The 11542-nt window shown below is 71.6% G+C and carries 9 protein-coding genes; 6 read left to right on the top strand and 3 right to left on the bottom strand.

Going from position 1 to position 11542, the window contains the following annotated elements:
• Positions 1-6: 6 nt before the first annotated feature.
• From FHR38_RS28215 to FHR38_RS28190, 6 genes are all read left to right on the top strand, one after another.
• Complete coding sequence (locus tag FHR38_RS28215; RefSeq protein ID WP_184537893.1) at positions 7-1197, top strand: hypothetical protein; 1191 nt, start codon at positions 7-9, stop codon at positions 1195-1197.
• Complete coding sequence (locus FHR38_RS28210; protein ID WP_184537891.1) at positions 1194-3512, top strand: serine/threonine-protein kinase; 2319 nt, start codon at positions 1194-1196, stop codon at positions 3510-3512. Before FHR38_RS28215 ends, FHR38_RS28210 begins: the two co-directional genes overlap by 4 nt.
• Before the next feature lie 43 nt (positions 3513-3555).
• Complete coding sequence (locus FHR38_RS28205; protein WP_184537889.1) at positions 3556-5076, top strand: VWA domain-containing protein; 1521 nt, start codon at positions 3556-3558, stop codon at positions 5074-5076.
• 1 nt (position 5077) lies between these two features.
• Complete coding sequence (locus FHR38_RS28200) at positions 5078-6904, top strand: NACHT domain-containing protein (protein ID WP_184537887.1); 1827 nt, start codon at positions 5078-5080, stop codon at positions 6902-6904.
• Between the two features lie 139 nt (positions 6905-7043).
• A complete protein-coding gene (locus FHR38_RS28195) occupies positions 7044-7565 on the top strand; it encodes a hypothetical protein (RefSeq protein WP_184537885.1) in 522 nt (173 codons plus the stop codon).
• A 210-nt stretch (positions 7566-7775) separates the two neighbouring features.
• Positions 7776-8585, top strand: a complete 810-nt coding sequence (locus tag FHR38_RS28190; protein WP_184537883.1) for an SGNH/GDSL hydrolase family protein — start codon at positions 7776-7778, stop codon at positions 8583-8585.
• 18 nt (positions 8586-8603) lie between these two features.
• On the opposite strand, the gene FHR38_RS28185 is transcribed toward FHR38_RS28190, so the two are convergent.
• The 3 genes from FHR38_RS28185 to FHR38_RS28175 are packed head-to-tail and all read right to left on the bottom strand — an operon-like array spanning position 8604 to position 11526.
• Positions 8604-8960, bottom strand: coding sequence for an antibiotic biosynthesis monooxygenase family protein (locus tag FHR38_RS28185; RefSeq protein ID WP_184537881.1), 357 nt, complete (start codon positions 8958-8960; stop codon positions 8604-8606).
• Positions 8961-8992: 32 nt separating this feature from the next.
• Positions 8993-10258 (bottom strand): beta-ketoacyl synthase N-terminal-like domain-containing protein, encoded by a 1266-nt coding sequence (locus FHR38_RS28180; RefSeq protein ID WP_184537879.1) that lies wholly within the window; start codon positions 10256-10258, stop codon positions 8993-8995.
• The gene (locus tag FHR38_RS28175; protein WP_184537878.1) at positions 10255-11526 is read right to left on the bottom strand and encodes a beta-ketoacyl-[acyl-carrier-protein] synthase family protein; all 1272 of its coding nucleotides are present in this window, start codon (positions 11524-11526) and stop codon (positions 10255-10257) included. The genes FHR38_RS28180 and FHR38_RS28175 overlap by 4 nt, the downstream gene beginning before the upstream one ends.
• Positions 11527-11542 lie beyond the last annotated feature (16 nt).

Here is an 11542-nt window from a genome sequence, read left to right as displayed (position 1 = left end):
CAGCCGATGAGCGATCCTCTGGAGCGTGCGGACCCCGGTACCGAGTTGGACCGGCTGCGGGCCGAATGCGCCCGGTTGGCCGAGGCGCTGGTCGTCCCCGACGATGACGGTTACCGACACGTCGACCGGCATGAGGCCACCGGGGAGACGGCGCGGGTCTGGCAGGACGTCCAGTGGCGGATCAACGAGCTGGCCGCCCAGCTCGCCGCCGCGACACAACTACTCGAACGGGCCACCCTGGTACGCCAGCGCCAGCCGGCGGACCACGTCGAGTTGGCCCAGTTGTTGCGCGGTCCGTGTGAGGTGGTGCTCATCTCGGCGACCGGGGCTCCCGCAGAGGTGGTCCGGCGACCGTTGCCGGAGGTGATCGCTGCGGCGGGTGAGAACCACTCGGCGGTGCTGGCGGTCGCCACGGTGGTCGAGGCGGCCCGGGAAGCGGCGGTCGACCGCCTCACCCCCCTTGCCGAACGCCTCGCCAGTCTCGACGGCCCGGCGGGAGCCGTGTGCACGCCGACCGCCGTACTGACTGAGCTACGGGCGGAACTGGACCTGTTGCGGGCGGGTGCCGACCGTGATCCGTTGGGCGCTGCCGAGGGTGCGGCGTGGCAGAGCCAGCGGGACCGACTCGACAACCGGATCACCGAGGTGGCGAGCCGGATCGGCCGGGCCGAACAGCTGCGCCACCAACTGCCTGACGCCGTCGACGAACTCCGCATGCTGATCGGCCGCCTCGATGCCCACGAAACCGAGGCGCGGCTGGCCTGGCGGGGCCTGGCCGCCGTGCCCGGGGAGGCGGTCGACGGCGCACTCGAGCCTCGGGCCGGTACGCTCCGGGCTCGGCTACGACGCCTCGAACAGCGCTGCCGTCAGGAACAGTGGTGGGACGCGGCCGGCGAGCCGGAGGCCGCCACGCAGCTCGGGGTCGAGGTGGCCAGCGCGACGGTGCTCGCGGAGCGCACCCGGGACACGGCGGCGGCACACCGGCGGCGGCTGGCCGAGTTCCGGGTCGAACTTCGGGGCCGGCTGGAGGCGTTCCGACACAAGGCGATCAGCCTCGGCCGGTCCGAGGACCTGATCCTGACCGACCTCTATGACGAGGCCCGGCGGCTGCTCCGCGCCGATCCACTGGACGCGACCGCAGCCGACCAGGCGGTCTGGCGCTACCAGGGTGCGGTGAACGAGGAGGCGCAGCCGTGACGACCTGTCTCGCCCGGGACTGCCCGGGCACCGTCGACCAGGACGGCTTCTGTCTCAAGTGGGGACACCAGTGCCGTGGGCTCACCGGGGACAGCGGCGGCCCGGACCCGGGCGGCAGCGACCCCGCTCCGGGCGGCAGTGGACCGGATACCGGGGACACCGGCTCCAGTGGCGGCACCGGCAGCGGTGGCCCGGGTACCGGAGCGACGTCGTCGAGGCCCGCTGGGCCGGGAACGCTGGCCGGAGCGGGCGGCGGAATCGGGTCGGGAGTTCAGGTCGCCACCCGGCTCTGGTTCGGACTGGTACGGATGCCGGTGGTCCCGCCGCGTGACCCGATGACCGCGATCCGCGCCGATCATGCCGTACCGGAGCCGGCCCGGCTCTGTGGCAAGTCGACCTGCCGGCGGCCGGTGGGGCGTACCGAGGGGACCGACGCGGGGCTCGCCGAGGGCTTCTGTCCTCGCTGCGGCACCCCGTTCTCGTTCGTCCCGCCGCTGCACGAGGGTGACGTCATCAAGCAGCGTTACGTGATCCAGGGCTGCATCGGTTACGGCGGCATGGGCTGGATCTTCGCCGCCCGGGACGAGGACATGGACGGCAGTTGGCGGGTGCTCAAGCGCCAGCGGGCCGCCGAGGACGCTGCCTCGGCCGAAGCGTTCGTCGGGGAACGCAAGGCGCTGATCGCCCTGGACCATCCCAACATCGTCAAGATCTACGACTTCGTCCGCCCGGACGCGGCCGACGGCACGCCGTACATCGTGATGGAGTTCGTTGGCGGCCGCTCGTTGGACGAGATGCGACCCCGGCCCACCGGGTGGGGGGTCTCCGGCCCACTGCCGCTGGACCAGGTGCTCGGCTACGGAATGGCCATCCTCGACGCCTTCGAGCACCTGCACGAACAGGGCTGGCTCTACTGCGACCTCAAACCGGACAACGTCATGCACGTCGGCCACCGGCTCAAACTGCTGGACCTGGGGGCCGCCCGACGCGCCGGTGATCTGGACAGTCCGATGCTGGGCACCCGAGGATTCGAGGCCCCGGAGATCCGCGCCCAGGGCGCGCGGGCCGCTTCGGTGCGTTCCGACCTGTACACGGTGGGTCGTACTCTCGCCGCGCTCAGCCTCGCCGCGAACACCGGCCAGTTCGTCAGCCGCTTTCCCGACGGCCAGTTCCTGGAGACCCCACCGCAGCTGCTGGTCGAACACGAGTCGTACCGCCGGTTGCTGGTCCGGGCCACCGACCCGGACCCGGACCGGCGCTTCGACAGCGCCGCCACGATGCGGGCCCAGGTACGCGGCGTCCTGCGACAGGTGCTGGCCGAGCGGGGTACCGAGCCGCCGCCGGAGGCGTCGCCCCTGTTCGGCCTGACTCCCCGGCCGTTCGGCGCGCACGAGGACCTCACCGAACCGGTACCAGCAGCGACGATCGCCACCACCCTGCCCGCGCCGCTGGTGGACCTGGCCGACCCGGGCGCCGGGTTCCTCGGTTCGATCGGTGCCGTCCGGCCGGCCGAGCTGATCGCGCTACTGGGCCGAGCCCCGGAGCGTACCCGGGACGTGCTGTTGCGGCTGGTACGGGCACATCTGGAGGCCGGGCATCCCGAAGCCGCAGCGGAGACGCTCGCCGAGGCGACGGCCCGGGGTCACGGCGACGACCGGGACTGGCGGTTGAACTGGCACCGGGGCCTGGTCGCCCTCGCCAGCGACGAGATCGCCACCGCCCGGGCCGAGTTCGACACCGTGTACGGGCTGGTCCCCGGCGAGTTGGCCGCCCGGCTCGGCCTCGCCGCCGCCACCGAACTCGCCGGGGATACGGCGACGGCGGCCCGCCACTACGGGGCGGTCTGGGCCACCGACCGCTCCTCGATCAGCGCGGTCTTCGGCCTGGCGCGGACCCGGCTGAGTCAGGGCGACCGCCGGGGTGCCACCGCCGCCCTGGACCAGGTGCCGGAGACCGCCAGTCACCGGGTGCCGGCGCAGATCGCCAAGGTACGTGTCCTGCTCAGCGCCGAACCGACGGCCGGCACGTCGGAGGCCGAACTTGTCGACGCTGCGGCGACGGTCGAGGGCCTGCCGGTGACCGGGTCCACCCGGGACGCGTTGACGGCGGAGGTGCTGGAGGCCGCGTTGACCTGGCGGCTCCCCCGGCAACGCGGCTCCGCCGGCCGGGTGTTCGGGGTCGCCCTCGACGAGTCGGCGCTGCGGCTGCGGTTGGAGCGGGCGTACCGCTCACTGGCCAGACAGAGCATGCGCCGCCGGGACCGGGTCGCGCTGGTCGATCGGGCCAACGCGGTGCGTCCCTGGACCTGGACGTGAGAACGAAGTCGACGGACCTTCGACACCCCACGACGAGAACGCGGTGACCGTACCCGACGACCCGGGAGGCAGGCCGGTGGAGACCCGCCCGAGCTTCGACATAACCCCGCACTACGAGATGTACCTACCGACCGAGGGCAGCCTGGTGGACATCGTCGCCACCGTACGCAGCACGCGGGCCGCCGATGGTGCCGAGGCTTCCGTTCCGGCGGGCGCGCCCCGGTTGGCCGAGGTGATCCTGCTGGACTGTTCCGGGTCGATGGGTGCCCCGGCGACCAAACTGTTCCAGGCTCGTAGGGCCGCGGCAGCGGCGATCGACGCGCTCCGGGACGGGGTCCTCTTCGCGGTGGTCGCCGGCACCCACCGGGCCGAGATGATCTATCCGGGCGAGCCCGGCCTCGTGCCCGCCACCGATCGGCGGCGCGCCGCCGCCAAGGAAGCGCTACGGCGGATCAGCGCCGGCGGCGGAACCGCGATGAGCACCTGGCTCCGCCTCGCTGACCGGATCTTCACCGGGCAGGCCGGGGCGATCCGACACGCCATCCTGCTGACCGACGGAAAGAACGAGAGCGAACCGCTGGCCGAGTTGGAGGCGGCGCTGGCGGCCAGCGCCGGTCGGTTCACCACCGACTGCCGGGCCATCTCCGACCGGCCCGGGGTGGACACCTGGCGGGGCACGGAACTGCTGCGCATCGCCGACGCGCTCGGCGCGAACCCGGTGGTGCCGGTGGAAGATCTCGACCGGCTCGCCGCCGAGTTCACCGACATCATCTCGGCGGCGATGAGCCAGCGGGTGGGCGACGTGCGGCTCCGGGTGCGCACCTCGGCGCTGGCCACGGTGCGCTTCGTCAAGCAGGTGCATCCCACCATCGCCGACCTCACCGACCTCGGCCAACGGGTGGACGAGCAGACCATCGACTATCCGATCGGGGCCTGGGGCGACGGACACCGTGACTATCACATTGGCCTGACAGTGCAGCCGATGGCCGCCGGGGAGACCCGGCGGGTGGGCTGGCTGAGCCTGCTGCTGCCCCGGCCGGACGCCGACGGCGGGGCGGCCGAGGTGGGGCAGTCGGCCGTGGCGGTGGAGTGGACCGAGGACATCGCCCGCTACACCGAGATCAACCCCACCGTCGCGCACTACACGAGGCAGCACGAACTGGCGGGGGCGATCCGGGCGGCCTGGGAGGCGTTCGACCGACGTCGGCTGGCGGAGGCGGAGACGCTGATGGGCCGGGCGGTGGCGTTGGCGTACCAGGCGGGTGCCCACGACAAGCTCGCCGTCTTCGCGCGGGTGGTGGAGATCAAGGACGCCGCCGCCGGGCTGGTCCGACTCCGCCCCGACGTGGACGCCGGACACTGGCAGGTACCCACCGTGACCGGTCACCACACCCGGGCCTGGGGCACCGCAGGACCGGTGGACGCCGGGGGTGGGAGGGTGGCGCCGGACGAGCAGGACCACGCGCCTGCCGACGAGTCCTGCCCCCGCTGCCAGACCAGACGCCGGGGCCGCTTCTGCGAGCGATGCGGCTACGACTACGTCACGGGCACCGGTGGGCGATGACATGCTGAGTGAGGCCGACAGCATCGCGTCGATCGTCGGTACCTCGCTCGCGCTGCTCCTCGCCCTGTTCGGTGGCATCGCCGCGTGGCGACGCCACCGGGAGAGCCGTTCCGATGCGACCACATCCATAAGAGACCTAGTCTCCGCCCAGCTCAGCGGGGTCCTCACGCACGCCCACCGCTTCCTGGACGGCAACGTCTCCCCGCTGGCGGTGGTCTACGTGCCGCAACGCGTCGCCACCGCCGAGCCTGCTCCCGGGGGCGGTCCGGCAGGTGGTTCCGCCGAGGGCACCCCCGCCAGCCCGGCGCTGGCGATCCCGGCGGACCAGCTGCTGCGTACCGACCGGCATGTGCTGCTGATCGGTACGGCCGGCAGCGGCAAGACCGCTTTCGTCGGACACGCCATGGCGGAACGGGCCCGAAGCTGGGCTGGTCGTACCCGCGCCCGTGGTCGGGAGCAGGCCGAGATCGGGCTGGCCATCCCGGCGACCGCCCTGATCGACCGATCGCTGCCCGAGGCGATCGCCGAAAGGTACCGGTCCGAGCTGCCCCAGTGGGTGGTCACCCGGCCGCCGGCCCCACACGGGCGCTGGCTGGTGCTGGTCGACGGGCTCGACCAGATCGTCGACGCCAACGTCCGGTCCCGCGTCCTCGGCCAGCTCCGGGAGTGGGCAGGCCGGACAGATCATCCCTACCGCCTGTTGCTCACCACCCGGCCACTGGCCGAGGAGGAGAGTACCGCGCTCCGTGACCGCTTCGCGGAGCATCGACTACTGCCGTTCGACGAGGGCGACCTGGCGAACTTCGCCCAACGCTGGTTCGCCGCCCGGATACCTGATCCAGCCCGAGCGAGACAGGCCGGGGAACGGTTCTTCGACGACCTGACCCGGGCGAAGCTGGACAAGCTCGCGTACCACCCGGTGCTGGTCACCCTCGCCGCCCTCGCCTGGGAACGCCGCTGCGGACCAGCAGCGGGCCGGGACGAGTTTCGACCGTCCCCGCCGGATCGGGCCGAGTTGCTGGACCGGCTCGTCACCCATCTGCTCGCCGAGGGTGACCCAGCGGTCGACACGCTGGTCGACGCGCTGCGTCACCGTGCCGGGCCGGGTACGACCGTCGCCGAGTGGCTGGCCGAGCACGTCGGGGAGGTGTTCGAGGCGGCGGCCGACGGGTGGTTGCGGACCGGCCGGGCGGTAGCCGAGGCGGTGTCGTGGGTCGACCGGCACGCCCCTGCCTCCCCGGCCAACCTGCTACCGGATTGGCCGAGCCGAATCGCCGCTCTGCTGGTCGGCACCGGCTTGTTCACGCCCCGGGGGGTCGATGTCGAGCCGATCGCCCGAGAGGTCGCGGAATACCTGGCAGCCGGCCCGCTGGCCCGGTCCTGGCAGGAGGAACGATGGCTGACGCTGATGGCCGACCCCACCACCAGGAGCCTGGGTGGTTTCGTGCTCGCCCGCGCCAGCCTGGAGATCGGGCCGGTCCTCAACAGGTTGGCGCGGGGCACCGGCGACCAGGTGCTGGCCGCCGGCCACCTGCTCGCCACCGGCACGTCGGTCGACCCGGAGGTTCGTGACGAGATTCTCGCCGCACTGCTGCGCACCTGGTACGAGGGGTCCGGACCGGCCGCCGCCGGATGCCTTTCGGTGCTCGGTACGCTCGCCACCACTCCGTCCTTCCGCCAGGCCGTCTACCGCATCGCCACCGATTCCCGCTGGCCACGCCGGGTGCGGGGAGCGGCCAGCACGTTCATCGCGGTACCGGCGTTGCGGCAGGGTCCGGCGGCGGTGCTACCGCAGAATCCGGGGACGGCAGGTAACCCGGCGGGGTGACCAGTGGGCTGCGTCCCACCGTCGAACGGCGACACGCCCACCCGCCGGGGGTCGTGGCCCTACCCCGGTATTCGCACACCTGTCGGGTAACTTCGTCACCTGGCCCTGCCAGCACCACTCGACAGGAGAAGTTCCAAGCATGGGAAGAAAGACCGTTCACGTCTCCGACTTCAGCGGTAAGGTCCTCCAGCCGGACGACGAGATCGTCCGGGTGGTCGTCCTGGAGCATCCGGACCTCGTCGCCGGCCCCGTGCAGCTGGAAGCCCAGCCTATCGAGATCGAGAGCATCGACGACGCGGCGCTGGACGTCGCGGTCGTGGAGATCTACGACCGGCACGGCGGTGGTGAGCCGCGCCGAGTGACGTTGACCGCCAGCGAGTTCGACGCCCTGGCCACCGACGTGCCGATGGCGCAGCTGCTGCGCACCGCCGAGCGGATCCGGCCGCCCAAGGGCAGCCGGAAGGCCGCCGAGAAGGTCGACTACGCCACGGTGGAGCACGCCGGCAAGCCGCACCGGGGCAAGGTCACCGAGGAGGAGGCGTCCCTCGTCCGCGAACAGCTCGAGGAGATCAACAAGCGGCTCGCCGACGAGGGACTCCGGCAGATCGATCCGACCGATCCGGAGCACGCGACGCGGTACGGGTTCCCGCTGCCGAACTGACCCGGCGGGTAACCAAGTGGACGTCGGCCGTGACACGCGCGCGGCCGACGTCCACTGGTCGAGCTGCCGGCGTTCGCGGTCGAGCTGCCGGCATCCCGGCCGGGGACGTCGCCCTGGTGAACGACTGAAGATTCTTCACCTCGACATCTATCGATAGAGAAATATTCCTGCCAACCTGACATCTACCCACTGCGATGTCAGGAGGCCCTCATGTCCCTCCGCCGCCTCACCATTCCCCTGGTCGCCGCCCTCGCGGTCGTACTCGGCATCGCCCCGCCCGCGCAGGCCGACCCGATCACCTACACCGCCCTCGGCGACTCCTACTCCTCAGGCACCGGCACCCGGGAGTACTACCCGGACAGCGGAGACTGCCTGCGCTCCCGGCACGCCTACCCGGTGCTCGTCGCCAACCGGAACGGTGCCACGCTCACCTTCGCCGCCTGTTCCGGCGCGAAGGTCGCCAACGTCCTCAATCAACAACTCGGTAGTCTGACCGCCGCGACCAACCAGGTCACCGTCTCTGTCGGTGGCAACGACATCGGCTGGGGATCCGTGATCACCGAATGCGCCAAGCCGTGGCCGTACACCTGCTGGGGTCAGATCGACAACGCGGAGAACCAGATCCGTACGGTGCTTCCCGGTCGGCTCGACCAGCTCTACACCCGCATCCGAGCCCTCGCTCCCGCCGCCAGGGTGGTCGTCGTCGGTTACCCCCGGTTGTTCAACGGCGAGGAGTGCAACGTGATCGCCCGCATCTCCCCCGGCGAACAGGCCGAACTCAATGCCGCCGCCGACCTGCTCGCCACGACGATCCAGGCGCGGGCCGCCGCACACGGGTTCGGTTTCGTCGACGCACGCGGCCCGTTCACCGGGCACGCCGTTTGTGACGACGTCGAATGGCTCAACGGGACATCCTGGCCGATCAACGAGTCGTATCACCCGAACCGGGCCGGCCAGTCCGGATACGCGAACCTGGTCGACGCCGCGCTGCGGGGCTCGACGGCCCCTGCCGCCGCGTGACGGAACCCGGCAGAGCGGTTACTCGACGGCATGCGCCAACTCGACCCCGTCGGAGCTGGCTCGCCGACTGGTCTCGGCCTGAACGGCGAACCGCAACGACCGGGCCTCGGTCAGGCAGTCGCGTAACGGCCGGACGAGTTCCCGATGCTCCGGGCTGCGCTCCCATGCCTCGAAATGCTCCAACGTCAGCCACTCGCTGGTAATCAACCACTGCTCCGGGTCGGCGGCCGAGCGGCACACCTGATCCACCAGATGGCCGGGCACCCCCTCGGCGACCAGATAGCGGATCTGCTGGTACGCCCGCAGGAACTCGTCGGTACGCGCCAGCGGCACTCGGATCAGGAACAGCACCCGCGCCTTGTCTCGTTCGGTCATCCGATCCGCTCCCCTCGTGCGATCCGCTCCCCTCATCCGATCCGCTCCCCTCGTGCCCTGTCCCGGTCCTGGGCCGCCACCTGACGCAAGACCAGCGAACTGTTGAAGCCGTCGAAGCCACGCGCGTTGACCATGGCGACGTTGGCCGACTCCGGCCGCGGACGCCGGACGAAGTCCAACTCGCAACCGGCAGCCGGTTCGTCCAGCCCGGCGGTGGGCGGCAGTACGCCGTGCCGCAGCGACAGCAACGCGTTCGCCACGTCCAGCGCCGAACCGCCCTGGTGCGCCCGGCCGATCAGCGGCTTCTGGGTGGTGACCGGGGGCGGCTGGCCACCGAACGCCAGCCGGAGGGCCGCCGCCTCCGAACGGTCGTAGCGCGGCACGCCCAGCGCGTCCGGGTACACCACGTCCACCTCTCCCGCCTGCGTCCCGGCCCGGTCCAAGGCGAGGCACATCGCGCGGGCGTACTGCGTGCTGTCACCACCGTCCCGACCGCTGTGCCGGGCGTCGTGGGTGGCACCCCAACCGACCACCTCGCCGTAGATGGTGGGTGCGCCCCGCGCCAGGGCGTGGTCGAGATCCTCGACCACGAAGACTGCACCACCCTCCCCTGGCACGTACCCGGCCGCCGCCACGTCGAACGGCCGGTACGCCCGGTCCGGGTCGGCGGCCACGCTCAGCATCCCGCTACGTGCCTGGCAGGCCAGGGCGTACGGGCTCAACGCGCACTCGGTGCCCCCGGCGAGCGCCACCGGCGTACCCCGCCGGATGGTGCGCACGGCGTGCGCCAGGCTGTCCAGTCCTCCGGCCGCCTCGGCCACCAACACCCCGCACGGTCCCTTGAACTGGTGGTGGATGGAGATCTGACCGACGCTGGCCGCGTAGAACCAGGCGATCGACTGGTACGCCCCGACGGTGCGCGACGGTCGGCTCCACAGCCGCTGGAGTTCCCGCTGCCCGAACAGGTTCCCGCCGGACGAACTGGCCAACGCCACCGCATAGCCGTACGGGTCCTCGGCGGTCTCGGGCAGCCCGGCGTCGGCCAGGGCGAGGCTGGTGGCGGCGAACCCCAGGTGGGTCCAGCGGTCGGTCTGCACCGCGCGCCGGTTGTCCGCGTACCGGTTGGCGTCGAATTCGGATACCTCGCCGGCCAACGTGGTGTCGTAGCGGTCCGGGTCGAACAGACTGATCCGCCCGATCCGGTTCTCCCCGGCCAGCACGCACTTCCAGTGGGCGTCCGTGCCGATGCCGCTGGGGGCCACCACCCCGATTCCGGTGACCACCGCCCGAACGGTCATCGATCCACCTCGGTCAGCCGCTTGAAGATCATCGCGGACTGGAAGCCACCGAAGCCGCTGCCCACCGAGAGCGCCACGTCCACCGGTACGTCCCGCGCCACGTTCGGCGTGTAGTCGAGATCGCACTCGGGATCCCGGGTCGCCCAGTTCGCCGTCGGCGGCACCACCCCGTACTCGATGGCCAACGCGCAGGCGGCCATCTCGATGGCACCGATCGCCCCCAGCGAGTGCCCGATCATCGACTTGATCGAGCTGATCGGGATTCCATAGGCGGCCTGCCCCAACGCCCGCTTGAACGCGGCGGTCTCGTGCCGGTCGTTCTGCCGGGTGGCCGAGCCGTGCGCGCTGATGTACGACACGTCGGCCGGGTTGATCCGCCCCTGCCGCATGGCATCCTCGATCGCCAGCGCCATCTCCGCTCCGTCCGGGCGCAGCCCGGTCATGTGGTACCCGTTGGCCCGGTTGGCGTAGCCGACGAGTTCGCAGTAGACCCGGGCCCCCCGCCGTCGGGCGTGGGTCAACTCCTCCAGCACCAGCACCGCCGCCCCCTCGGCGAGAACGAAGCCGTGTCGGTCGGCGTCGAACGGCCGGGACGCGTGGGCGGGATCGTCGTTGTCCGGGGTGGTGGCCTTGATCGCGTCGAACGAGGCGACGGTCACCGGCGAGATGGGCGAATCCGAGGCACCCGTAACGATCACGTCCGCCTCACCGTCCTGGATCAACTGGTGCGCGTAGCCGATTGCGTCGATGCCAGAGGTGCAGCCGGTGGAGACGACCTGGGCCGGGCCGTGCAGCCCGTGCCGGCAGGCCACGTCCGCTGCCAGACTGCTCGGCACCAACGCCTGGTAGAGGTACGGGCCGGTGCAGTCCGCGTCGACCAGCCACTCGGCCCCCGAGTCGCTGGCCACCACGTACTCCTGTTCCAGGGCCATGGTGCCGCCCACCGCCGTACCGAGGACCACCCCGGTGTGCTCGCGGGTGGCCTCGGTCAGCTCCAGTCCACTGTCGGCCAACGCCTCGGTCGAGCCGGCGAGCGCGAACTGGACGTACCGGTCGGCCCGCCGCCGCTCGCGGGGGGTGAGCCCGGCCGCCACCGGATCGAAGTCGCACTCGGCGGCGACCTGGGAGCGAAACGGGGACGGGTCGAAGAAGGTGATCCGGCGGGTGGCGGTCTGCCCCTCGGTGATGGTGGTCCAGAACTGCTTGCGGGTCACCCCGCCGGGGGCCACCACGCCGATCCCGGTCACCACCGTACGCCGGGAGGTCATGATGCGAACTCCGGTC

It is taken from the genome of Micromonospora polyrhachis (assembly GCF_014203835.1).
Classification (GTDB): Bacteria; Actinomycetota; Actinomycetes; order Mycobacteriales; family Micromonosporaceae; genus Micromonospora_H; species Micromonospora_H polyrhachis.
Note: the sequence above shows the minus strand (reverse complement) of the source record. Positions and strands in the feature narration are given on the sequence as shown.